Below are 23,804 nucleotides of genomic sequence, written 5' to 3'. Positions count from 1 at the left end.
TCTGCCGGCGAACGCTCTGGCAGGCGCCCCTCGCTATCTTCCCCGCATTCGTGGAGCAGTCCACAGAGGCTCAAGCGGGGGATAGCGTGCCCATGTCAGTTACAACCTTGCCGACGCGCAGTGCGCGCCGGGCGTTGCATCTATCGGTTTTGTTGCTGCTCGTCGGCGCGATGACGCTCGGCGGATGCTCGATGGTGCCCGAATACCGGCGACCGGATTTACCGTTGACTCAGCAATGGGACGGCACTGCTGACCCGTCGCCAGCGGGAGGAGGGCAGTGGTGGCTGCAGTTTCACAGTGCTGAACTGGATGCGTTGATCGACCGGGGCCTGACATCCAATTACACCCTCAAAGCGGCGGCCAGCCGCATCGACGAGGCGCGAGCGTCGGCACAAGTGGTCGGGGCAGGGCAGTACCCGGCGCTGAACCTGGGCGGCAACTTTCAACGCCAGAACAATTACGGCACCACGCAGAAACGCAGTGTATTTGCCGAGGCCACTTATGAAGTGGACTTCTGGGGCAAGCAACGCGCTGCCGCCGATTCCGCTGATGCGCTGGCGAAAGCGACGGTATTTGATGCCCATATTTTGCGCATGAGTCTGGGTGCGAGTATCGCCGACAGTTACTTTCAGGTGCTGTCGCTGGAGGATCGGCTGCGGTTGGCGCAGTCGATTGCCGACGATGCCCGACAGGTTCTGCAACTGGTGGAAGTCCAGGCCAGCCAGGGCGCTGTGTCGAACCTCGAAGTCGAGCAGCAGCGCAACGCCATGCAGACCTTCGAAGCCGCCATGCCTGCGTTGCGTCAGCAGCGCGATCTGGCCCTGTATCAATTGGCGGTGCTGGTCGGCGCGCAGCCCCAGGGTTTTCATGTGCAAGGCAACGGTCTGGACGCTCTGCAAGTGCCGCACCCGGCATCGGGGCTGCCGATCGGTCTAGTGCGCCAGCGTCCGGACATTCAAGCTGCCGAGGCGCGGCTGGTGTCGGCCAATTTCGATGTCGGGGTGGCTCGCGCGGCGTTCCTGCCGAATCTGTCACTGGACTTGCTCGGTGGTATCGATACGATCGCCGGTGGAAAAATCTGGAGTGCCATCGGCACCCTCAGCCAGCCCGTATTCGCCGGCGGCCAGCTCAAGGGACAGCTGCATTTTGATCAGGCGCATGTCGAGGAGCTGACCGCCAGTTACCGCGAATCGATCATCGAAGCCTTGCAAGACGTCGAAACCCAGCTCAGCGCCGCGCGCGAACTGGATAAAAGCTACGCGCTGAACCAGTCGGCCGTGGCGTCGGCGCGCGAAGCCGCGCGGTTGGCGCAAGTGCGTTATCGCCTGGGCTCAACCGATTTCCAGACGCTGCTGATCGTCGAACGCACTCAATATCAGGCCGAAGACACGCTGTTGCAGGTGCACCTGCAACACCTGCAAGCCGCCGTCGGACTGTTCCGCGCGCTGGGCGGGGACTTCGCGCCGAACACCCTCGCTTCTCTATCTCCTGCCCAGGTGGCTTACCCATGAATCTCTCCTACTCACGTCGTCCGATTGTTTTGGGCAGTCTGGTGTTGGTCGTGCTGGCCACTGTCTTCAGTACTGCGCAATGGGTCCGACATGCCCAGGCCGCACCGGTAAAAACCGACGCCGGCGCGGTGCCCGTACAAATGGCCCGGGTCAGCGTCGAGGACTTGCCGATCTGGATCAGTGCCATCGGCAATGTACAGGCACTCAACAGCGTCAATGTGCGGGTGAGGGTCGACGGCGAGCTGCAGAAAGTGCTGTTCAACGAAGGGCAGACAGTCAATGCCGGCAGCCTGCTGGCAGTGATCGACCCGCGTGTCTATCAAGCCCAGGTGGCTCAGGCCCAGGCGCTGGTCGCCAAGGATCAGGCCCAGTTGGCCAACCTGCGGGTCAATCTCGACCGAGCCGGGAAACTCGCCGCCGCCAAGGCCGGGCCGACCCAGGACGTCGACACGTATCGCGCGCAATTGGCGGCCCAGCAGGCCACGGTGCAGGCCGATCAGGCAGCGCTGGACAATGCGCGCCTGCAACTGGAGTTCACTCAGGTCAAGGCTCCGCTGACCGGCCGAACCGGGCAGCGCTTGCTGGATGTCGGCGCCATTGCTCACGGTGCCGAAGCTTCCGGGCTGGTAACGATCACGCAGATGAACCCGATTTCCGTGGCTTTCGCCGTGTCGCAGGACGACCTTGCAGAAATCCTCGAAGAGAACGCCAAGGGCGCGTTGCAAGTGGTTGCGATGACCCGCGACGGTCAACAGGAAATCGCCCGTGGTCAACTGAGTTTCATCGACAGTCAGGTGACCGCCGCCAGTGGTCAGATCCAGCTCAAGGCACAGTTCGACAATGCTGCTGCAAAACTCTGGCCCGGTGAACTGGTAAGCGCGCGTCTGCTGGTACAAACCCGGCGCAATGTGACGGTCGTGCCGGCGGAAGCCGTGCAGTTGGGACGTCAGGGCAATTTCGTTTATGTGGTCGATGCGCAGCAACGCGTGCAACCGCGACGGGTGGATGCTGCGACTGTGGTCGGCGGCAAACAATGGATACGCGAGGGATTGACGGCCGGCGAAACGGTGGTTGTGCAGGGCCAATCCCGCGTTGCACCGGGATTGAAAGTCATGCCGGTCAAGACCGATGCCAATGCTGATCTGGCGCAGGTGAACCCATGAACGCCCTGGCCGGTTTGATTCAACGACGGGTAGGCCTGAGTCTGTTGGCCCTGGGCGTGATGCTGCTCGGTGCTTTCGCCTACTTTCAATTGCCGGTGGCGCCATTGCCGACAGTGGATTTCCCGACCATTCAGGTCACGGCAAAACTCTCCGGCGCCAGTGCAGAAACCATGGCGTCGTCGGTTGCCACGCCGCTGGAGCGCGCGTTTGCCACCGTGCCGCAAGTCACCTCGATGACCTCTTCGAGTGCCGCCGGCAAGACCCAGATCGTGCTGCAATTCGATCTGTCCCGGGACATCGATGGCGCTGCGCAGGACGTGCAGACGGCGATCAACACCGCCACCCCCAACCTGCCAAAAACCATGTCAAGCGCGCCGACCTTCAACAAGGTCAACCCGGCCGAAGGCACTGTGCTGTCACTGGCGGTAACGTCGCCAACGCGCACCTTGCCGGAGCTCGATCGCTACGCCGACAACTACATCGCTCAGCGTCTGTCGCAGATGCCCGGGGTGGGCCTGGTGGATTTCCACGGCGAACAGAAACCGGCGGTGCGCGTACAGATTGATCCTGATGCACTCGCTGCCCGAGGACTGACCCTTGAAGACGTGCGCAGCGTCATCGGCGTCAGCACGCTGGATCAGCCCAAGGGCAGCCTCGATGGCCCGAGCCGTTCGATCACGCTGGGCGCAACCGATCAGTTGCTGGACCCACAGCATTATCGCGATCAGGTCATTGCCTACAAGAACGGCATGCCGATCAAACTGGGCGACCTCGGCCGGGTGATCGCCGGGGCCGAGGACACCCAGCAGGCGGCGCAACTGGGCGCCGACCCGACCGTCATCGTCGACATTCACAAGCAACCGGGTTTCAACCTGTTGTCGACCATTGCCACGATCAAGGCCAAATTGCCCGAGTTGACCGCCTCGTTGCCGCGAGACGTGCAAGTGCAGGTGGTGGGTGACCGCACCCAGACCATCGAAGCGTCGGTCAATGACATGCAGTTCACTTTGCTGTTGTCCGTCGCCCTGGTGGTCGTGGTGATCTTTGTTTTCCTGCGCAAAGCCACGGCGACACTGATTCCGAGCCTGACGATTCCGCTGTCGCTGGTGGCCACGTTCGGCGTCATGTACCTGCTGGGCTACAGCCTCGACAATCTGTCGATCATGGGCCTGGCGATTGCCGTCGGGTTCGTGGTGGACGACGCCATCGTGGTCATGGAGAACATTGTCCGGCATCTGGAAACGGGTAAATCGCGACTGCAAGCGGCCGTTGACGGGATGCGAGAAGTGGCTTTCACCATTGTTTCGATGACGGTGTCGCTGATTGCGGTGTTCCTGCCGATCCTGTTGATGTCAGGGATTGTCGGGCGCCTGATGCGCGAATTTGCGGTCACGGTCAGCGTGGCAATCATCATGTCGTGCATCGTCTCGCTGACCCTTACGCCAATGCTTTGCGCCTGGTTGCTCAAACCCCATGACGACCGGGCAGAGAGTCGTTTTGCCCAGGCTTGCGAACGAGGGTTCGAGCACTTGCACAACGGATACCGTCGCAGCCTGGATTGGGTGCTCGATCATCAGCGCACGACCCTGGCCGTCGCCATCGCAACGGTAGTTGCGACGGCAATCCTGTATGTCGGCATCCCCAAGGGCTTCTTTCCACAACAGGACAACGGTTTGATTCAGGGCGTGGCCGAAGCGGCGGCGGATATTTCTCCGCTCGCCATGCGCGCGCAGGTCAATCGCGCCGCGCAAGTGATCGGTAAGGATCCGGCGGTCGCCCGCGTCTACTTCTGGATCGGCCCGAATCCGACCGTCAGCCAGGGCAAGGTGATGATCAACCTCAAGCCGTTCAGCGAGCGCACAGTCAGCGCCGCCGAAGTCATCCGGCGCCTGCAACCGGCGCTCGACGAGTTGTCCGGGATCAAGGTGTACATGCAGGCCAACCAGGATATCCAGATTGGCGGTCGGGCCAGTAAAACCCAGTATCAATACACCTTGCAGGACCCGGACAGCGCCGAGCTGGATCACTGGAGCGGGGTGCTGCTGGCTAAACTCAAGACCCTGCCTCAGTTGCAACATGTGACGTCCGATCAGCAGCAGGCCATTGCGCAATCGACTCTGGTCATTGACCGTCCGACGGCGGCGCGTCTGGGGGTGACGGTGCAGGCGATCGACGATGTGCTGTATGACGCTTTCGGTCAGCGGCAGATTGCGACGATGTTCACGCAACTGGATCAGAACCATGTGATTCTGGAACTCGACCCGGCCTGGCAGACATCCACTGCGACGCTCGAACACCTGTTCGTACGCGCCGGTTCCGGAGCGCTGGTGCCGCTGAACATGCTGGCCAGCGTCAAGACCGAACAGGTGCCGATCATCATCAACCACCAGGGCGTATTCCCGGCCATTACCCTGTCGTTCGATCTCGCTCCCGGCCATGCCTTGAGTGACGCGGTCACTGCAATCAACCAGGCCTCTCTGGCGGTCGCGCTGCCCGATACAGTGACGGGCAGTTTCCAGGGCACGGCCCAGGCGTTTCAGGACTCGCTCAAGTCGCAACCCTGGCTGATTCTGGCGGCGATCCTGACGGTCTACATCGTGCTTGGCGTGCTATACGAAAATGCCATCCACCCGCTGACGATCATCTCCACACTGCCTTCTGCCGGGTTTGGTGCGCTGCTGGCACTGATGCTCTGCGGCCAGGATCTGTCAGTCCTGGGCATGATCGGCATCATTCTGCTGATCGGGATCGTCAAGAAGAACGCGATCATGATCGTCGACTTCACGCTGCAGGCGCAGCAGCGAGGGCTGTCAGCCCGCGAAGCGGTCAGGGAAGGGTGCCTGCTGCGACTGCGGCCGATTCTGATGACGTCACTTGCTGCGCTTCTGGGCGCAGTACCCTTGGCGTTCGGGCATGGCGCCGGTGCCGAATTGCGGCAGCCATTGGGTATTGCGATTGTTGGCGGCCTATTGGTATCGCAAGTGCTGACGCTGTATACCACGCCCGTGGTCTATCTCTGGTTTGAGCGTCGACGCCGCAAGACACAGCCCGACGCCACCAGGGTGAGTGGCCCGATCACCGCACTCCATCCGGTTTTCCCGGGAGCGCCGGCGCCAGACAACCCGGTCTCTAAATAACCTCATCCAGTACCTGCTCAAGCGTACTGACCGTGCGCTCGATATTCTGCAGCTTCTCAAGTCCGAACAGGCCGATGCGGAAGGTCTGGAAGTCGGCCGGTTCGTCACATTGCAACGGCACTCCGGCGGCGATCTGCAGGCCGTGATCGGCAAATTTCCTGCCGCTCTTGATGTCGGCATCATCGGTGTAGCTCACCACGACACCGGGGGCCTGAAAGCCGGCAGCGGCCACACTTTTGATACCTTTGCCGGTCAACATCGCGCGTACCCGATCACCCAGTGCCTGTTGTTCGTCGCGGATCCTGTCGAAGCCGTAGGCTTGCGTTTCCTTCATCACGTCGTTAAAGCGCGCGAGGGCATCGCTGGGCATGGTTGCGTGGTAGGCATGTCCGCCCTGTTCGTAGGCCTGCATGATCTGCAACCACTTTTTCAGGTCGCAGGCGAAGCTGCTGCTTTGCGTCTGCTCGATGCGTTCGAGGGCCAAAGCACTGAACATCACCAGAGCGCAGCAAGGGGAGGCGCTCCAGCCTTTCTGCGGAGCGCTGATCAGCAGGTCGACTGCGCATTTGTGCATATCCACCCAAATCGTGCCCGAGGCGATGCAGTCCAACACGAACAAGCCACCCACCGCATGCACGGCATCGCCAACCGCCCGCAGGTACTCGTCGGGCAGGATGATCCCGGATGAAGTTTCAACGTGGGGCGCGAAGACCACCTGCGGCTTCTGTGCCGCAATGGCTGCCAACACTTCGTCCAGCGGCGGCGGGGCGTAGGCCGCCTGGCGATCAGTGTCGACCGGTCGGGCCTTGAGCACCGTGGTCGCTGCCGGAATGTTGCCCATATCGAGGATCTGGCTCCAGCGATAACTGAACCAGCCGTTGCGTATCACCAGGCATTGCTGGCCAGTGGCGAACTGTCGCGCGACAGCTTCCATGCCGAATGTGCCGCTGCCCGGGACCACCGCAACCGATTCGGCGTTGTAGACCTGTTTCAGGGTCTTGGAAACGTTCTTCATCACGCCTTGGAAGGACTGCGACATGTGGTTGAGCGAGCGGTCGGTGTAGACCACTGAATACTCGACCAGGCCCTCAGGATCGATACCGGGATAGAGCTTTGACATGGCGTAACTCCTTTGGCAGAGATGTAGTGATATCGACCCTAGCCTCGGCAGCACTTGCTTTCAAGCATGGCGGTACAAGACGACAGGGGAACAGTGATGCACAATCATCCTTCAGCCGGATCAATGTGTTTATCGATTTTCTCATCGAGACTCTCGGTCCGGCGGCCACAACCAAGCGATGTGAACAATGAATCGTCCGCTGTTTGTTTCTCTCGATGGGCCCAAGGGCACCGGCAAAACCACGCTGTTGGAGGCCGTTACGAAAGTACTGAGGGCGGGCAACAAGAAAGTCATCCGGCTTTGCGAGAGAAAAAGCGATCCTTTCAGGGGGGAAACCATGGCCCTGGTTAACACGCTTGCCAGAAATCCATCCATGGATCTGGAATGGGCTGTGTGTCAGCGCCTGGCTGATAGTCGTCGCTGGATTTCCCGGCACGTACTGACGAAGCAGCCGCTGGACAGCATTATCTTGATCGATCGCTGGTATCCATCTGATGCCGCATTTCGCCAATCCATCCCGTTTGCCGAGATTCTCCAGTTAAACCTGGAGCGGGACGTGCGAGTGCCGGACTTGCATGTCGGCGTCGTTACCGATGCGGATATTTCATGGGCAAGGGCTACGGCGAGATCTCGAGGATTGGGCGGCACTGTGATCCAGAAGCACGCAGAGCATGTGCGATGCACGGAGATGTTCGAACAAGCGGTCAAGGAGCATGGTTGGGTTCTATGTCGTAATGAGGGAACGATTGAGGACGCCACGATGCAGATGGTTTCTGAAATCTATAGGGTGTTGGGGTGATTGCTTGAATGGAGACAGGCGGTGATGCAGGGGCGCGCAACGTAATACATGATTTAACATAATATACATTACACGTAACAAAGTGTTTCAGGGTCAGCCCAGTTGCGCGCAGGTTTAGAATCTCCAGCAGCTGCTATAAAACGTCTTCCCCTGATGCTTGGCCATCCTTGAAATCTACGTCGCTCAATCCTCAATCCTCAATTCGCGTCAGCTCTTCAATCAGATTTCGATGCTGCGGAAACTGCGCCGTGAGTTTCTGACGCCCACCCATTTGCATGTCCGCGAAATCAAATCCTGGTGAAACCGCTTCACTGATCAAACCAAATCCATTCGTGCCATTCAGCAACCGTGAAGCTTTCCAGATTCCACCTGGCACGTGTAATTGCAATTGCTGACCTGCAAGCATGTCGTTGCCCATGATCAATGTCTGCAGTGAACCGTCCGCATGGATCAGGCTGTACTCGATGGGATCACCCAGGTGGAAATAATGCAGGATGTCGGACTGGTTGAAATGAAACTGACCCACCGGCGATTGCTCGGTCAGCAGATAATAAATCGACGTCATCAGATAGCGCGGACCGGATGCTGTTTGCAGCATGCCGCGTTGATCGGCTTGAAAGGTTCGACGCAAATAACCGCCTTCAACGTGAGCCTCCAGATTCAGCTCGGCAATCAAGGCCTCGACGGTGATTTTGCGTTGAGTCATGGCCTGCTCCTTCGATCTAGCGCCATTCACTTGATAGCTCAACTAAACGGCTATTTAGTGTAGTTAACCTAAAATAGCACCCTAATCGAAGACGTATGCCTCATTTCGCCTCGCCATTCCCGTCGCGAATAGCCGATACCCCGAGAGAAAGATAACAAGCATTCATAGCGGGAAATACCTTGTACATGTTGTTTGAGTCAGCGATCAAAACCACTTATAGCCAGAGGCAATAAATTAGATAACAAAATAATGCCACCTGGCCACTATCTAATTAGCTTGCTAACTAAGCCCATTGAAAGTCCTCCTCGTTTCGAACATCAAGCAGTCTCTGATTCACAACAACAAAGGCCCTCATCACCTTGAATACATTGAATAAACAACTCACCCGCAGATGCCCGATTTCGATGCTTGCCTATCGACTCAATAACGCCTGAAAAACGCCACTTCGTATTTTATTTGCAAAACGACAACAACCGTCTAGGTTCATGAATATCTTCACAGGCACATCAGTCAAATAATAAGAACAGCCTTCAAGGCGGGAGAACTCATTCCCCTGAAATAATTAAGACTCTGCTTTTAGTTACTGAACGGAACTCAGTCATCACAATCAAGAGGGATGCTTGATGAAGCACAGCCGTTGGTATCGTGCGCTCTCGAAAAAGGCGCCAGCCGAACATTTTTGGCTGTCATTGTTTTGCTTTTCAGGTCTGGTAATCGCCAGCTTCGTCTTGTTCGAACAGCAGATCCAGGATTTCCTGACTCATCTCGACCTGTACCTTCCGTCCTCCCCCACCCAGAAACTCAACCTCGCGCTGCTACTGATCGCCTTACTGGCGCTGGATGTGGTGCTGCCCGTGCCTTCCAGTGTGGTCGCGCTACTGGCCGTGGCCATGCTGGGCAGTGTCGGCGGTTATCTGGTGATTTTCATTGGCCTGTGCCTGGGGGCCGGGTTGGGGTATGCGCTAGGGGCCGGCTATTTCCGGATGCTTTCGAGTCGCCTCGGTTTGCATCAACGCCGGCCCGGGCAACTCGGGTATCGATTGGGCACGCTGTCATTGATCTGCCTGCGCGGCGTGCCCGTGCTGGCCGAAACCTCAGTGGTGGCGGCTGGCATGCAACGTTATCCGCTACGCTCGTTCTTGCTGGTCACCACCCTGGCTAACGCCGGTCTGGCACTGGCCTACAGCGCCATTGGCGCGTTCCTCGTCGAAGAGAACGCGCTGCTGGTGACTATCCTCGCCAGTATGGTGTTGCCGGGACTGTTCATCGCCGGGTACAGCCTGTTCAAGACCTTGCGCAAGCACGGCGCCGAGCAGACGCTCCGCGGACGTTTCGAGGTCAGTTACGACTACCCGGTGGTGTTCACCGATCATCTGTTCGATCCGTCCAATGCCTGCCTGCATCAGCAACTCACCGCTCGGCAAAGTGGCCGCGTGACCGTACTGGTGTTCGCCGATGAACAACTGCTGAAAAGCGCCCCGCAATTGCTGGAACAGATCGATGGCTATTTTGCTGCCTATACAGTGGATGTGCATTTGCAGGCACCGCCGATTGCCGTTCCGGCCGGTGAACTGAGCAAGGATTCACAGGTGTTACAGCAGCTCTACACCGACATGATGAGACATGGGCTGGACCGGCACTGCTATGTCCTCGCCCTCGGTGGTGGCGCTGTACTGGACTCCGTGGGCTACGCCTGTGCCACCTTCCACCGTGGCATTCGCCTGATTCGCGTGCCGAGCACCGTACTGGCCCAGAACGATGCCGGCATCGGGGTGAAAAACGGCATCAATGCCTTCGGCCAGAAGAATCTGCTCGGGACCTTCTACCCCGCCACGGCCGTGATCAATGACTTCCAGTTGCTGACCAGCCTTATCCGCCGTGACCAGATCGCCGGGCTGGCCGAGGCGGTGAAAGTCGCGCTGATCAAGGACCAGGCATTCTTCCAATGGATGGAGCAACAGGCCGACGCCCTCGCCCGCTTCGATCACCCGGCAAGCCGCTATGCGATTCGCCGCTGCGCCGAACTGCACCTGGAGCACATCACCGGTGCCGGCGACCCTTTCGAGCGCGCAAATGGGCGGCCGCTGGATTACGGACACTGGGCGGCGCACAAACTGGAAAACCTCAGCCACCACCGGTTGCGCCATGGCGAAGCGGTCGCCGTGGGCATGGCCCTCGACGGACTCTACGCCAATGCCCTCGGGCTTCTGAGCGATGCTGACAGTGAGCGGGTGATGAGCTTGTTGACCAAGCTCGGTTTCAACCTGAGCCCACCGGAATTGAACCTGAAAGATGTGCAAGGTCGTTCGCAGGTATTGCTCGGGTTGGAAGAGTTCCGCCAGCACCTGGGTGGACAACTTTCCATCCCGATGCTCAGCGGAATCGGCCAATCGGTAGACCTGCATGAAATCGACGACGCGCGGATGGAGCAGGCGCTGATGCGGCTGTCTACCTGCAGCGCTGCGGCCAGCAGCCTGAGCGAGGGCTTCGCGAAATGAACCAGACCCCGCAAAGCCTTAAAACCTGGATGACGCTGGGCCGGGTATCCAATCTGCCCACGGTCTGGACCAACACCCTGGCCGCCGCACTGCTGGCCAGCAGCGCCGGTGCACTGGCGCCGCCCTCATCGCTGGTGTGGGTTCTGCTGCTGGTCACCCTGTCGTTGGTGTATCTGGCCGGCATGTTGCTGAACGATCTACTGGATGCGGACTGGGATCAGCAACACCACAATCCGCGGCCCATCACGCTGGGCCTGGTCAGTCGCCAACAAGTGCGCCTCGCCACGGTGTTGCTGCTGACACTGGCCGCGGCCTCGGTACTCGGCCTGAGCCAACTGATCGATCAGCCGCATTGGCTGCTGGCCAGCGTCACGCTGTTGGTGGGCTGCATCATCGGTTACAACGTGCTGCACAAAAGATACGCCCACAGCGTGTGGTTGATGGGCGCCTGCCGCTCGGCGCTGTACCTCACGGCAGCGGCCAGTCTGGCGGTGCCACCGGAGCCGATCTGGCTCTGCGCGATTTTGCTCGGCGTCTACATCAGCGGGCTGACTTATCTGGCCCGGCATGAGCACCACAACCAGTTGCTCAGCCGCCTGCCGTTGATCCTGATGCTGAGTCCTCTGGCCCTGGCGATCTACTCCGAGAACCTGTGGTTCTGGCCGGTGCTGTTGCTCTGGCTCGGCTGGCTGGGCTGGCATTACTGGCACAACCTTGCCAACCCGAAACGCCGGCAAGTCCGCGCCTTTATCGGTGCAGGTCTTGCGGCACTGCCACTGTTCGATGCGTTGGTGATGGCCGTGGCCAACCAACCGTTGGGCAGCCTGCTGTGTGTTCTGGTGTTTTTGCTGCTCCCACATTTCCAGCGCTGGATCAAACCGACATGAACATGGACGTCACTGCGCCGCCAACGGCGGCCCTCGGCATGCGCCACGATTGCCTTGCCGAACAGCATCAGGTGTTGACCGGGCAACTCGATGAGAACGAGCTGCACTGGTGGCGTCAGGCGCAGGCGCAACTTGCCCGCCAGCCGGACGCCAGTACCGCGTCGCTCCTGAGCGGCCAGTGCAGGCGTCATCTGCGTGATCGTGCACTGCCCGACAGTCGCTGGAACCTGATCCAGCTGGCCCGCGCCTTGTTGCTGGCGCAAGTCCTTGAGCAATCACCGCCAGTCGGGCAACGGCCTCTGCTGCGTCAGCTATTTCTGTGGGGTGACGATCAGGAAAAGGTCGCCACCCTGAAAGCCTTCGACTGGTTCGACGGTCATGGGCTGTGCGTGGAACTGGCGTTGCAGGCCGGACGCACCAGCAACAGCCAGGTGTTTGCCGCCCTCGCCCTCGACACGCTCTACCCGTCGCGTCACTACCCGGAACGAGCCTTCCACCAACTGGTGCTGAAAGCGCTGGGCATGGGGCTCGACGTGCGACGCCTGATCGGTCTGGCGCAACGACGCAGCGTCACCCTCAATCAATTAGCCCTCGACCTGCTGGAAGAGCAACTCGCCGCTGACCGAACGGTGTCCGCCGGCTTGCCCCTGGCGATTGCCTTCGACCAGCTCGGCCCTGTGCAACGTCAGCGACTTATCGGCCTGAACCAGCAGCGACGTTTGCCGCCGGAATGGCGCGATCACCTGACCGACACGCCATCGAACTGATGCCCAACGACTCCTTTCCCTCAACGAGGATTCATCATGCCCAAGTATTTCGACCCGCACATTCATATGGTCAGCCGCACCACTGATGACTACCAGAACATGGCCGCTGCCGGAATTACCGGGGTGATCGAGCCAGCCTTCTGGCAAGGTCAGGCCAGAACCAGTGTCGGCAGTTTCATTGATTACTTCGACACCCTGTTGGGCTGGGAGCGCTTTCGCGCCAGCATGTTTGGCATCCATCACTTCTGCACCATCGGTCTCAATCCCAAGGAGGCCAATGACTTGTCGGTGGCCAACGAGGTGCTGGAGATTCTGCCGCGTTATCTGGTGAAGGACGGCGTCGTGGCGGTCGGCGAAATCGGCTACGACGACATCACGCCCGAGGAAGATCGTTTTCTCGCGGCGCAGTTGGAGCTGGCCAGACAATTCAATCTGCCGGTGCTGGTACACACGCCGCACCGCGACAAGATCGGCGGCACCAAGCGGACGTTGGCGGTGATTCGCGAGGTGGGGATCAACGAGAGTCTGGTGATCATCGATCACCTCAATGAACTGACCCTGCCGTTGGTGCTGGACAGCGACTGCTGGCGCGGTCACTCGATCTATCCCAACACCAAAATGTCGGAACAACGGATGGTCGCCCTGCTCCAGCAATACGGCACCGAGAAAATGGTGGTCAACAGTGCTGCCGACTGGGGCATCAGCGATCCGCTCAAAGTGCCGAAAACCGGTCAGGCGATGTTGGCGGCCGGCTTCAGTGAAGCCCAGGTCGAGCAGGTGCTGTTCCACAACCCCGTCGATTTTTTCGCCCAGAGCGGCCAACTGGATAAAACCTTGGTCAGCACCCCGCTGCCCATCGATCAGCGCCGGCAGTATCAGGAAAACTCCGCCCTGCGTGGCCAGGAACCGGTGATCAAATGAACGCCGGCAAGGGCTGGACGCCCGGACAGATCGGCTATTGCAGCAATGTGCACCCTACCCGCGACCTGGCCGGGTTGCAGTCTTCGATCGAGCAGCACTTTCAGGGCGTGCGGACCCTGCGCGGGCTGCAAGCGCAGAACAGCGGACTGTGGATCAGCGCCCTTGCCGCGTCCAGGCTGCAGCAGAAATCGGCGCGTTCGGCGTTTCTGAACCTGCTGCAACGCAGCGGACTGCGGCTGACATCGCTGAACGGTTTTCCCTACGGCCAATTTCATGACCGTGCGATAAAAGCCGAGGTCTACCTGCCCAATTGGGCCGAGCCGAAACGCCTGGCGTACAGCCTCAACCTGGCGCACATCCTCGCGCAGGCATTGCCGCCGGATTGTCATCAAGGGGTGATCTCCACCGTGCCGCTCGGCTATGCCGCCACCTGGACCCCGACGCTGCAACAACGGGCCGAGCAGCAACTGCGCGAACTCACCGCTTCGCTGGCCCAACTGCATCGGGAAACCGGCAAGAAGATCGTGTTCTGCCTGGAGATGGAGCCGGATTGCGTGCTGGAAACCACTGACCAGGCCATCGCCTTCTTCCGCCGCTGGCAAACCACAGACCCGAACCATCCCTATCTGGCGCTGTGCTTTGATGTCTGCCATCAGGCGGTGATGTTCGAAGACTGCTTTCAGTCGTTGGCAAAGCTGCGTCAGGCACAGGTACCCATCGGCAAGATCCAGCTGTCCAACGCATTGATTTGTCGTCTACCTGACGACGGGCGCCGCGAACAGGTGCTCAAGACGTTGAGTGACTTCTGCGAAACCACCTACCTGCATCAAGTGAAGGCGCGCGATGCGCAGGGTCGCCTGCAGGCCTGGGCGGATCTGCCCGCCGCCCTCGTCGAATGCGCAAAACTCCCGGGGCGTTACCCCGAACTGAGGATTCATTTCCACATCCCGTTGTTCAGCGAACAGCTGTTGTTGCCCGAGCTGAGCGGCAGTCAGATCGCCCTGTCGCAGACCTTCGATTTTCTCGCCAGCCACGAGGACTTTCGTCCGGTGCTGGAGGTGGAAACCTACAGCTGGGGCGTCCTGCCCGCGCAACTGCGGCCGACGACCGAGTCCGCCCAGCTTCAGGGGATCGCCGCAGAACTGAACTGGGTCGAGGACCAGTTGCGGCAACGGCGACTGCTGCAATCACAAGCGCAGGAGGCGTACGCCGATGCGCTCTGACTCTGCGCGTCAACCACTGCTGCTGATCAACGTGGTCGGGTTGACGCCGTCGTTGCTTGGAGAAGCGACGCCGCACATCAATGCCCTGCTGAAAGTCGCAAAAATGGCCAGCCTGCAACCGGTGTTTCCGGCCGTCACATCGTCGGTGCAAGCCTCGATTCTCACCGGGCGTCCACCGTCCGAGCACGGCATCGTCGGCAATGGCTGGTATTTTCGCGACCAGGCTGAAGTGCGTTTCTGGCTGCAACCCAATGCGCTGATTCAGGGCGAAAAGGTCTGGGAGACGCTCAAACGCGAGTTGCCCGGGTTTCGCTGCAGCCAGTTGTTCTGGTGGTACAACATGTACGCCGACGTGGATGCTGCCATCACCCCGCGCCCTCACTACCCGGCCGATGGCCGGAAAATGTTCGGTCTGTATTCGTCACCGGCTGCGCTGCACGAGCGTATCGAGCAACTGATTGGCGAGTTTCCGTTTCCGGGCTTCTGGGGCCCGGCGGCCGGCATTGCCTCGAGCCGCTGGATCGTCGATTGCGCCATCGCCGAATTTCAGCTCAATCGGCCCGACCTGCAATTGATCTACCTGCCGCATCTCGACTACAGCCTTCAGCGCGTGGGGCCGGAGCATCCGTCGATTGCCGACGAGGTTCGGGCCATCGACAAGGAAGTCGGCCGCCTGCTGGCGTTTGCCGAAGAACAGGGCGCGGCGGTGATGTTGCTGTCGGAATACGGGATCGAAGCGGTCAATCAATCGGTTTCAATCAACCGCCTGCTGCGCTCGGAAGGTTTGCTGGAGGTGCGCCAATCGCTGACCTGGGAACTGCTCGACTCCGGCGCCAGTGCAGCCTTTGCCGTGGCCGATCATCAGATCGCGCATGTCTACGTGAAACGGACCCAGGACATTCCCCGCGTCAAAGCGCTGCTGCAGCGCCAGCCCGGTATCGAGCAGGTGCTGGACAAGGCCGAACAGCGGGCGTTTCAGCTGGATCACCCGCGCAGCGGCGAGCTGGTGGCCGTGGCCGCAGCCGGTTACTGGTTCGATTACTACTACTGGTTCGATGATCGCAAGGCGCCCGACTTTGCCCGCACCGTGGACATCCACCGCAAGCCCGGCTACGACCCGCTGGAACTGTTCATCGACCCGGCCATTCGTTTCCCGAAATTGAGAGTCGCGCGGCGCCTGCTGCAGAAGAAACTCGGCTTTCGCTACTACATGGACCTGATTCCACTGGACACCGGACTGGTCCGTGGCAGTCACGGTCGCCTGCCCGAGCGCGAGGAAACCGGCCCGCTGTTCATCACCAATTGCGATCTGCCGTTGCCGCAAACCCTTGCGGCAACGGCAGTGAAACAACTGCTCCTTCAGCATTTTCTGGGGCACTCATACACCCACTCGGCCAATGCCAAGGAGCTTCCATGCGGCGAGCCATTTCTATAACTGTTCTCAGTGCACTGGCCGGTTTGGCTCAGGCACAGGACACCACCCCTTTCGATTGCAGCCAATTTCTGAAGTTTGGGACTGACATCACCAAGACCCGGGCTGCGTTCGAGCAGAATCCCGAGACCATGGCCTGGAACTGGTTCGTCTGTCTGAACCAGCCCAGCGCCGCCCAGACCAGTAATCGGGTTTGGGAAACGATGAAGCCTTCGGACCAGGTCTACCTGCCCAATGGTGCTGCGCCCGGCCCTTATGCCAGTAACGCGCCGCTCCCGGCCGCCGTGGAGACGCAAGCCAAAGCCCAGGGTATGGACCTGTCCCGCGCGTTCCATAACATCAATGCCACCCAACAGGTCGATGGTCTGGCGCTGCACATGGGCGGCGCCGTGCCGGCGGCGCAAAAAGGCAACCCCGTACGCTTTCAACTGCTGATGGGGCAAGACACGTTCGACTACATCGTGCAGCGTCAGGTCTACAACATGAATGGTCAGGCCGCACTGCCCGACAACCTTCACTTCCCGGCGACTGCCTGGGAGTTGAAAGCCGCCTGGCTGTGGATCGGCTCGGACACGACCTACCGACAAACTCTGGTCAACGACGGCTACTACGTAGCCCAGGCCTATTTCCAGCAGGACGACGGCACTTATCAGGTTGGCTATGCGGCATTGAGCGGGCTGCATGTCGTCAACAAACTGGACGACAGCTGGGTGTGGACCACCTTCGAAAACATCAACAACAGCAAATACACCGTGACCAACGCGCCGACACCGACGCCGATGACCAACACCACCGGGCCGACCCCGGCCGCCAAACCGGTGAATGTCAGCTTCCAGGCGAGTAATCCGACGCTGTCGAAGTACGAATTGATCGGAGTCGAGTACCAGCCCGTCACCCAGGTACTGGCCAACTCGCAGCTGGAATCGGCTTTCCAGAACACCTCGTCCTGCCTGGCCTGCCATGGCACCGCCGCCTACTCGAACGACAAGGGCTACTTCAATTTCGCCCTCAAGCAAGGTGGCGGCATCGTCTACCCAACCACTCCGCTGCCGGCCTCCGACTTCGCAGGCTACAAAAAACTGGACTTTGTCTGGTCGCTGAAACGCGCCCAGTGGCAACGCTAAGGAGCATGACATGAGCGTATTGAACTTCCCCCGCATCTACCTCAACGGCCATATGTTCTGGAACCCGCCGACGGCCAACAACAATGATGTGCTGCCGCTCTATGACGCGGTGAAGATGGATATCAACTGGCCGTTTACCAGCTACTACGACATCACGCAGCAGAACGCTCCCACCACCCTGATGCCCTGGATCATTTCACCCGTGCAGCAGAATAATCTGCCGCCCTATGTGCAGCAGGTTCCGACCAACGGAAGCCCAAACACCTTCCCGTTCATACCCGCCGAATGGGACCTGTTTGGCGACAACGCCTGCGGGACGGTGAGTTACCAGAGTACCCGCTCGACCATTATTGGCGGCGAGTTGCAGGCCAACACCTACATTGCTAAGGACGCGCTGGTCGGCAGGGACTTCCAGCTGCTCGGCAATCCCTTTGGCAGTCAGAGCCCGACGGCCGCCCGCTTCGTCGATATCAGCCCGTGGCAGAACACCTTCACGGCGCTGTACTTCGACAAGCTGCAGTTGGGGGATGCCACCTGTGGCCTGACCCTGAACCGTCAATACCGGATGCTCGACCGCTTCCTGACGTTCAATTGGGCCGGTGACTTTGGCGGTCTGGCGTATGTCACCACCACCTGGCAGACCTGTTTTCCCCGGGACAATCTGGAATGGGTCATCGGCGATTCCGTCCTGCTGAGTAATCTCCAGCAACAGATGGAGGCTCAAAACGCTCAGGGCCTGATGTTCAGGTTCGCCACGTACCTCACCTGTTACGACAGGAACGGTGTGTTCAACGACTTCCCGTACATCAACACCCGCAACAATGACCCATCGGCGCTGGCCCGTATGACAGCGATGTATCAAAAGGGGCTGGACAACGTTTCCGATATTTTCTTCAACCCCGCCTACAACCGTACCGTAGCGACCCTGGGTCTGTGGTTCGACCACGAATACCCCACGGCGCCCGCCGGCCCGCGTCTGGTCACCGACCAGAAGATCATGGTCACTCGCCCCGGCATGTCTCAGCCGACAAGCACCAATCTGGGTGTGACATCGGCGCAGATCACCAACAACACGCTGTCGCTGGATCTGGCCAACACATTTCCGTTCTATCCGCTGGACAAGAACGCCGATGTCCTGACTGCCGAGAAGTTCCAGGCCGGCGACTATAAGCTGGGCGTATCGCAGAACGGGAATTTCGTGCCGGTGATCGACATCGGTTTCGATCAGTACCAACAGTCGGCATTCGACAAGCGCTCGGGCCTGCTGGACCTACCCCTCAGCGCAGCGCAAACGGCCACCTTGCAATCCGGCCCGCTGGAACTGCAGCAACAGACTGCATCAGGCCCCGTGAAAGCCGCCACTCAGCAAGTGTGGACTGCGGAGGTAGTAGAAAGTGGCACCTTCGTCGACGTGAACGATCGCAAGACGCTGAACATCATGGTGCAGAAAAATGGTCAACCGGCCGCCAACACCACACTCTGGGTGGTGGAATACGGCAACCCTTACAACGTGACCACCAGCGACTACTACCTGACGTTCAGAAACAACCCCGACTTCACGCTGTTCTACGACAACGCAGACCGCAACAAAAACACCGCCCACCTGCCACAGTTCAAGGGCATGGCACCTGTAGCGAACTACCTGGCCACCGGCAGCGGTCGTCGACTGGTCAATCTGGAAGCCAAAGACAAACCGGTGGGCGTTCCGGTCAGTTATCAGTCATTCATGAATGGCTCAAGTAAACCGATCACGGTCCCCCTGACCCCTTGCCTGGAATTCGACGCCGGCGTCTACGTCAGCGGAACGCTGGATAACGATCAGACGGTGGATTACTCCTACGTCGCCACCACCACCGACGCCAATGGCATCGCCCAGGTGAGTTTCAAGGCTCTGGCCCCGGGTTTCCCTACGCTGCGCTTCATCGTCAAGGAAGGCACCAGCGACCCGGTCATCCCCTTCAGCTTCGCGCTCACAAACGCCCAGACCGACTTCCTCGCGCCGCTGCGCGTCCTGCCTCTGGACATGCAACTGCAGCAGGACTTCGTCAATTACTGGAACGACATCTACAAGGACAAGAATGCGCCCGAAGCGATCTGGGATGACTTCATCTACCCACGGGTTCTCAAGACGTTCTATTACCTGTACCCGATCATGAACAAGTTCATGCCGCTCAACTCCCGGACACGGGTGGAAGGTGCCGTCGACCAGTTGATCCGGCTGATCAGCAAGGAGTACCAGGAAGAAAGCACCCTCGCGATGCCCATCACCCGCGACCTGTCGCAAAGCCGGCGCGCCGTGCTGGAGTTGTGGGCGCAGAAACTGGTCAAGCGCAACTTCCCGCCCATGCAACTCAAGATGAGTGATTACGACGACCTCTGATCCATCAGGAAAGATGAGCCGCTGCGGGCGTTCAGGCCCGCAGTGCGCCTTGCCAGGGAGTGACCCATGAACGTCAGCCTCTTGAACCGTCTGTTGCTGTTGATCCTGTTGTTCTGTCCATCCGCATTCGCCCAGGACAGCGGCGCCGTCTACTTCACCAATGGCGTACACAACACGCTGGGGTGCAATGAACAGAACGGCAACTGCATCGCCAAACGCAATCCGGGTGAGCCTTCCGATCCGTTCTTCCCGGCATTCTGGATCAGCAACTGGACCCTGTACCGGGTGATGCACAACTACGAAAACAACCCGCCGCCGTACAGCAACCCACCAACGACCCTGACGCCTGCGGACTACACCGTCTCCCACGGGACCAGCTACTACGACACAACCTACATCCCGCCGGATGGCGACGGCTTCGGCGCCATGATGGAGCACTACGAGAAATACTGTCTGCCGATCTTCCCGATCAAGAACAACAACTACACCTGCTCGTTCGTCTCCCTTGGCAACAAGGCGTACTTCCTGACGTATCCGCAAGACCGCCCGAAAGACATGCCGGCCTGCTGCATGTTTTCCCCGATGAATCATCCGCCACGGCAGGACTTCATCGAGCACCTGCCCTACAGCGCCGAGCGCAGTAAAAACCTCGATGGCAGCGTGCAGGCCTACGCCCTGGATCTTGATTCGCCGCAAGGTCCGATCCTGTTCGGCTATGCCTTCTACAAAAAAATGTCGGGACAACCGCCCTACCGGCCACCGCAATCGTTCTTCTTTTCAGGCGATACCAGCGTCGCCAACGCACCGATCGTCAGCCAGAACTACACCGATTTCCGCATCGCCAAACCGAACCCGAAACAGACGTGGGCGCAGGTCGCCGCCATGTGCCCGTCGAATCCGCCACCCTGCCAGTTGTTCGAGCCACCAGAGTCGCAGAGCAATGGCCACAAGGCGCAGTGGAACAAACTCATGCAGCGTAAACCGTGATCAACGACGAAGGATCGCCATGAAAACCACACTCCGTTATTCCGTGATGTTGCTGGGTCTGGCCAGCCTGCCGGTGCTGGCCAGGGAACAAGCCATGCCGTCGGTGCAGTCCAGCCAGTTGAACTGCCAGCCGCCCAGTACGGCACCGGCCGCCACGGCCGGACAGGATCAGTTCGATCAATACAGCTGGCAGATGTTCATCGCCCTGAGCTGGCCGGCAAAGAGCGGGCAGCGCGGCAATCCCGACTGCACCCAACAGCCCGGTGCGGCCGGCTACACCGTCTGGCAGACCTACAAGACCGTAGGCGAAATCTTTCTGCCGAACGCCACCAATCCGGGGCCGTGGAATTCCCCGCAGATCGCAAAAAGTTTCAACATCATCAACATCGCCTCTTTGAAAAACAGCGCTCAGGTGAATGCCGTCGATCAGGCGGTCGGCGGCTGGTTGATCGATCAGGCGAAAAACCCGACCTATTACGACATTTCGGCCAACGAGACCTCCTACAACTACATCGTGGGCAACAACTTCTATAACGCCGACGTCGTTTCCAAAGCCAACAACATCCAATTCCCCTGGGGCGTCATCGAGATCAAATCGAGCTGGCGCATCCTCACCTCCAATGACAACGCCAGCCGTTACCTGACCATGCTCGCCCGGGTGGCGACTTTCAATGATCAGGGCCAGAAGAACGGTGTCACCGAGGCGTATCTGGGGCTGGTCGGCCTGCACATCATCACCAAGGCCAACGGCTATCCGCAGTGGATCTGGTCGACATTTGAACAGGTCGACAACGTTCCGCCCAAGGCACTGGTAAACGGCAAATGGGTCGATCAACCAGTCGCGGGCACGGCCTATTCCTACTTCAACGCCGCCGCACCCGCCGCGTCCCTCAACCAGTCACCGTGCGACTGGCAGACTCAGGGCCCGCATCAGGTCTGCGTTCCCAAGCCCGGCACCACGTTCCAGACCCCGAACCCGCTGAACCGGGTCACCCCGATCGCCGACATCACGAACCAGATCAACGCCAGTTACCAGACCGACCCGGGGTTGCAAAAAAGCGTGTTGAAGTACTACCAGCTCATCACCACCCAGCGCCCGCTGATGCCTGACAACCCGGGCAATCCGCTGGGTCAGCCGACGCCGGCACTCTCGGCCAATGTGACCATGGAAAGCTACATCCAGCCCAACAGCAGCTGCATGAACTGCCATTCCATGGCGACGCCGGTCAAGAGTCCTTACAAGTCCGACTACTCCTATCTGTTCAAATTCGCCAATTCGCCGCTCGGCAAAACCATCAAGGACGGGAAATAAATCATGAGCATCCTCAATGGCCCGCGACTGAATTTCTGGGGTGGTATCCGCACGGATGTCAGCCTGCCGAACAACTCACCGACCATGCAGTACAACGGCATCAAGAACTGGCCGATCTTCGACCTGACTACCTCGACCCTCGCACCGACTGCCCAGTCCTACACCGATGATCAGTTGAACAGCATGATCAATGCGCCCACGGGCGACTACTACACCGCCGGCGGCTGGAATCATTACGGGCAGCATGTCGTCGACATGCAAAACGCGCTGATCAGTTCTCAGGGCAGCCCGGGCAGCGTCAGTACCACTGGGGATATGGTGGGCCAGCCGGTCTATCTGCTGGGTTCTGTGGACCCGGTGACCGGACAAGGGCCGGTATCGGGCCCGATGATGGTGGACCTCGACCCCACCTCGACAACCACCACCCAGATATTTGTCGGTGGTCTGCAAATCGGTGGCAGTGACAATATCCAATTGCTGATTCGCGCCAATACTGTTTGCAGCAGTCTGGATCTCGGCATGCGGGTGCTGCAGCCACTACCGAAGGAGATGGATGCACCCGGCTCTTGCCGTATCAGTGGCACATTCCAGCTGACCTTTGCGCTGAGCAGTATTGTCAGTTGGAACCAGAACAGCAGCGGTTTGCGATCGATCATCCAGGCACCGGGGGCCACCGGTATCGTCCTGCGCTTCGTGATGTTCGAAATGTGTCCGACGATGACCACTCCCCAGTTGCAAGCCGATTATGCCGCCGGCAGAGACACCCCGAACCCGAGCATTGGCCGGGTCATCGGTACATTGGCTCCGGCTTTCGCAAATGAGCCGCTGAACTGTCAGGTGGGCCGTCAGATCGTCAATCAGGACACGGGCGGCACCGGCTACGCAGACCTGAGCAGCCCGGCAATGCTGAGCGTCGACATGGTCAACATCATTCCGAAAGAGACGTTCAGGACCGTCAGGGATGACATCACCAGCCCAATCGGACCTAACGGGAATTACGGTCCTGTGACCCTGGCAGCCGGTACGACCACCCTGACCACACTCGATCCGACCAGCAGTCCACTGCTCGATTATTACGTGTATGGCGGCATTGTCGATCTGCCGCTCGATACAACTCAACAGTCTGCTGTCAGATCCTCAGCGTTGGCCATCAACGCCCCCGGCACGGTCGCCGGGACTACGTTGCAGGCAACAGAGTCCGTCTATCGGATCTATGCAGATCAACGCAGTGTCTATACCGAGGACTACCCACAGGGACTGTCGATTACGCTGCAGGTCCGGTATCTGGGTGCTGCGGTGACCAGGACAACTGAAATCGATCTCACCGCCGCGCCCTCGGGACCGTATTACACGCAACAGCGGTACTGCGACTTCCTTTATTTCCCACCTGCCCTGACGGTGAGCCCCGGTCAGTTGTCCGTCACGTTCTCCGTCAACGTAAAACCCGCAGCGGCGCCCCTCGCCGGTTTCGTCGCCCTGACCTACACCGTCAACGGTCAGGACAGCGGCACCTATTTCACCAACTTCCGCAAATACGCCCAGACCGACTTCGGCATCCCCAAAGGCACCACCATCACATGGGAACTGATGTATCCGAATGTCCTGCGTTTTCACTACCTGGCCTTCCCCGCCATGTCTCGCTACATCCCGCTGAACCAGCCCGACGCGATCATGGGCGCGAAGAACCCGATCCTCGCCCGAACCTCGGATGCCTATAAAGGCACCACGCTGTTCATGCCGGTTGTGCGGTCGATGTCGCCCTCTCAGCGGGCGTTGTTGCGGGCCTATCTCACGGGCGAGCCGTGGCAACCGCCGCTGTGATCGCGCCCCCCGCCCA

At 59.6% G+C, this 23,804-nt stretch carries 17 protein-coding genes; 15 read left to right on the top strand and 2 right to left on the bottom strand.

Translation table 11 applies throughout. The features are described 5' to 3' along the window. The first annotated feature begins 92 nt into the window (after positions 1 to 92). Genes PseAD21_RS12825 through PseAD21_RS12815 form a run of 3 tightly spaced genes read left to right on the top strand, consistent with a single transcriptional unit; the run spans position 93 to position 5,811 of the window. Positions 93 to 1,511, top strand: a complete 1,419-nt coding sequence (locus PseAD21_RS12825) for an efflux transporter outer membrane subunit (RefSeq protein ID WP_102356005.1) — start codon at positions 93 to 95, stop codon at positions 1,509 to 1,511. After that, on the top strand, positions 1,508 to 2,674 hold the full coding sequence (locus tag PseAD21_RS12820; protein ID WP_102356004.1) for an efflux RND transporter periplasmic adaptor subunit: 1,167 nt from the start codon (positions 1,508 to 1,510) through the stop codon (positions 2,672 to 2,674). Before PseAD21_RS12825 ends, PseAD21_RS12820 begins: the two co-directional genes overlap by 4 nt. After that, entirely contained in the window at positions 2,671 to 5,811 is a 3,141-nt protein-coding gene (locus PseAD21_RS12815; RefSeq protein ID WP_256588143.1) for an efflux RND transporter permease subunit, read from the top strand. The genes PseAD21_RS12820 and PseAD21_RS12815 overlap by 4 nt, the downstream gene beginning before the upstream one ends. On the opposite strand, the gene PseAD21_RS12810 is transcribed toward PseAD21_RS12815, so the two are convergent. Next, positions 5,804 to 6,931: an aminotransferase class V-fold PLP-dependent enzyme gene (locus PseAD21_RS12810; RefSeq protein WP_102356003.1), complete on the bottom strand. Its 1,128-nt coding sequence runs from the start codon at positions 6,929 to 6,931 to the stop codon at positions 5,804 to 5,806. The two genes, PseAD21_RS12815 and PseAD21_RS12810, sit on opposite strands and share 8 nt — an antisense overlap. Before the next feature lie 187 nt (positions 6,932 to 7,118). On the opposite strand from PseAD21_RS12810, the gene PseAD21_RS12805 reads away from it, so the two are divergent. Beyond that, complete coding sequence (locus PseAD21_RS12805) at positions 7,119 to 7,730, top strand: dTMP kinase (RefSeq protein WP_102356002.1); 612 nt, start codon at positions 7,119 to 7,121, stop codon at positions 7,728 to 7,730. Between the two features lie 190 nt (positions 7,731 to 7,920). On the opposite strand, the gene PseAD21_RS12800 is transcribed toward PseAD21_RS12805, so the two are convergent. Further along, a complete protein-coding gene (locus PseAD21_RS12800; protein ID WP_102356001.1) occupies positions 7,921 to 8,436 on the bottom strand; it encodes a cupin domain-containing protein in 516 nt (171 codons plus the stop codon). A gap of 623 nt (positions 8,437 to 9,059) precedes the next feature. On the opposite strand from PseAD21_RS12800, the gene PseAD21_RS12795 reads away from it, so the two are divergent. From PseAD21_RS12795 to PseAD21_RS12745, 11 genes are all read left to right on the top strand, one after another. Continuing rightward, complete coding sequence (locus tag PseAD21_RS12795; RefSeq protein WP_102356000.1) at positions 9,060 to 10,934, top strand: 3-dehydroquinate synthase; 1,875 nt, start codon at positions 9,060 to 9,062, stop codon at positions 10,932 to 10,934. Beyond that, the gene (locus PseAD21_RS12790) at positions 10,931 to 11,821 is read left to right on the top strand and encodes a UbiA family prenyltransferase (protein WP_102355999.1); all 891 of its coding nucleotides are present in this window, start codon (positions 10,931 to 10,933) and stop codon (positions 11,819 to 11,821) included. Before PseAD21_RS12795 ends, PseAD21_RS12790 begins: the two co-directional genes overlap by 4 nt. Continuing rightward, the gene (locus PseAD21_RS12785; protein ID WP_102355998.1) at positions 11,818 to 12,588 is read left to right on the top strand and encodes an EboA domain-containing protein; all 771 of its coding nucleotides are present in this window, start codon (positions 11,818 to 11,820) and stop codon (positions 12,586 to 12,588) included. The genes PseAD21_RS12790 and PseAD21_RS12785 overlap by 4 nt, the downstream gene beginning before the upstream one ends. 36 nt (positions 12,589 to 12,624) lie before the next feature. After that, the gene (locus PseAD21_RS12780) at positions 12,625 to 13,509 is read left to right on the top strand and encodes a TatD family hydrolase (protein WP_102355997.1); all 885 of its coding nucleotides are present in this window, start codon (positions 12,625 to 12,627) and stop codon (positions 13,507 to 13,509) included. Then, on the top strand, positions 13,506 to 14,732 hold the full coding sequence (gene eboE, locus PseAD21_RS12775) for a metabolite traffic protein EboE (RefSeq protein ID WP_102355996.1): 1,227 nt from the start codon (positions 13,506 to 13,508) through the stop codon (positions 14,730 to 14,732). The genes PseAD21_RS12780 and eboE overlap by 4 nt, the downstream gene beginning before the upstream one ends. After that, positions 14,722 to 16,167 (top strand): alkaline phosphatase family protein, encoded by a 1,446-nt coding sequence (locus PseAD21_RS12770; protein WP_102355995.1) that lies wholly within the window; start codon positions 14,722 to 14,724, stop codon positions 16,165 to 16,167. The genes eboE and PseAD21_RS12770 overlap by 11 nt, the downstream gene beginning before the upstream one ends. After that, the gene (locus PseAD21_RS12765) at positions 16,146 to 17,288 is read left to right on the top strand and encodes a hypothetical protein (protein WP_102355994.1); all 1,143 of its coding nucleotides are present in this window, start codon (positions 16,146 to 16,148) and stop codon (positions 17,286 to 17,288) included. Before PseAD21_RS12770 ends, PseAD21_RS12765 begins: the two co-directional genes overlap by 22 nt. Before the next feature lie 10 nt (positions 17,289 to 17,298). Further along, positions 17,299 to 19,668: a hypothetical protein gene (locus tag PseAD21_RS12760; RefSeq protein ID WP_102355993.1), complete on the top strand. Its 2,370-nt coding sequence runs from the start codon at positions 17,299 to 17,301 to the stop codon at positions 19,666 to 19,668. Between the two features lie 66 nt (positions 19,669 to 19,734). Next, entirely contained in the window at positions 19,735 to 20,655 is a 921-nt protein-coding gene (locus tag PseAD21_RS12755; protein WP_102355992.1) for a hypothetical protein, read from the top strand. 19 nt (positions 20,656 to 20,674) lie between these two features. Continuing rightward, positions 20,675 to 21,967 carry a hypothetical protein gene (locus PseAD21_RS12750; protein ID WP_102355991.1) on the top strand — a complete coding sequence of 431 codons (1,293 nt, stop codon included), beginning with the start codon at positions 20,675 to 20,677 and terminating at the stop codon, positions 21,965 to 21,967. Positions 21,968 to 21,970: 3 nt separating this feature from the next. Beyond that, complete coding sequence (locus tag PseAD21_RS12745; protein ID WP_102355990.1) at positions 21,971 to 23,788, top strand: hypothetical protein; 1,818 nt, start codon at positions 21,971 to 21,973, stop codon at positions 23,786 to 23,788. Positions 23,789 to 23,804 lie beyond the last annotated feature (16 nt).

It is taken from the genome of Pseudomonas sp. AD21, from assembly GCF_002878485.1.
GTDB lineage: Bacteria > Pseudomonadota > Gammaproteobacteria > Pseudomonadales > Pseudomonadaceae > Aquipseudomonas.
The sequence above is the reverse complement of the archived record's forward strand: the minus strand, read 5'-3'. Positions and strand labels throughout refer to the sequence as shown.

What these genes read in the sequence shown, in the direction of transcription:
- PseAD21_RS12760 (WP_102355993.1), top strand. Translation starts at nt 17,299, where the DNA reads ATGAGCGTATTGAACTTCCCCCGCATCTACCTCAACGGCCATATGTTC.
- PseAD21_RS12800 (WP_102356001.1), bottom strand. Translation starts at nt 8,436, where the DNA reads ATGACTCAACGCAAAATCACCGTCGAGGCCTTGATTGCCGAGCTGAAT.
- PseAD21_RS12825 (WP_102356005.1), top strand. Translation starts at nt 93, where the DNA reads ATGTCAGTTACAACCTTGCCGACGCGCAGTGCGCGCCGGGCGTTGCAT.
- PseAD21_RS12795 (WP_102356000.1), top strand. Translation starts at nt 9,060, where the DNA reads ATGAAGCACAGCCGTTGGTATCGTGCGCTCTCGAAAAAGGCGCCAGCC.
- eboE (WP_102355996.1), top strand. Translation starts at nt 13,506, where the DNA reads ATGAACGCCGGCAAGGGCTGGACGCCCGGACAGATCGGCTATTGCAGC.
- PseAD21_RS12780 (WP_102355997.1), top strand. Translation starts at nt 12,625, where the DNA reads ATGCCCAAGTATTTCGACCCGCACATTCATATGGTCAGCCGCACCACT.
- PseAD21_RS12755 (WP_102355992.1), top strand. Translation starts at nt 19,735, where the DNA reads ATGAACGTCAGCCTCTTGAACCGTCTGTTGCTGTTGATCCTGTTGTTC.
- PseAD21_RS12790 (WP_102355999.1), top strand. Translation starts at nt 10,931, where the DNA reads ATGAACCAGACCCCGCAAAGCCTTAAAACCTGGATGACGCTGGGCCGG.
- PseAD21_RS12770 (WP_102355995.1), top strand. Translation starts at nt 14,722, where the DNA reads ATGCGCTCTGACTCTGCGCGTCAACCACTGCTGCTGATCAACGTGGTC.
- PseAD21_RS12750 (WP_102355991.1), top strand. Translation starts at nt 20,675, where the DNA reads ATGAAAACCACACTCCGTTATTCCGTGATGTTGCTGGGTCTGGCCAGC.
- PseAD21_RS12810 (WP_102356003.1), bottom strand. Translation starts at nt 6,931, where the DNA reads ATGTCAAAGCTCTATCCCGGTATCGATCCTGAGGGCCTGGTCGAGTAT.
- PseAD21_RS12805 (WP_102356002.1), top strand. Translation starts at nt 7,119, where the DNA reads ATGAATCGTCCGCTGTTTGTTTCTCTCGATGGGCCCAAGGGCACCGGC.
- PseAD21_RS12765 (WP_102355994.1), top strand. Translation starts at nt 16,146, where the DNA reads ATGCGGCGAGCCATTTCTATAACTGTTCTCAGTGCACTGGCCGGTTTG.
- PseAD21_RS12785 (WP_102355998.1), top strand. Translation starts at nt 11,818, where the DNA reads ATGAACATGGACGTCACTGCGCCGCCAACGGCGGCCCTCGGCATGCGC.
- PseAD21_RS12745 (WP_102355990.1), top strand. Translation starts at nt 21,971, where the DNA reads ATGAGCATCCTCAATGGCCCGCGACTGAATTTCTGGGGTGGTATCCGC.
- PseAD21_RS12820 (WP_102356004.1), top strand. Translation starts at nt 1,508, where the DNA reads ATGAATCTCTCCTACTCACGTCGTCCGATTGTTTTGGGCAGTCTGGTG.
- PseAD21_RS12815 (WP_256588143.1), top strand. Translation starts at nt 2,671, where the DNA reads ATGAACGCCCTGGCCGGTTTGATTCAACGACGGGTAGGCCTGAGTCTG.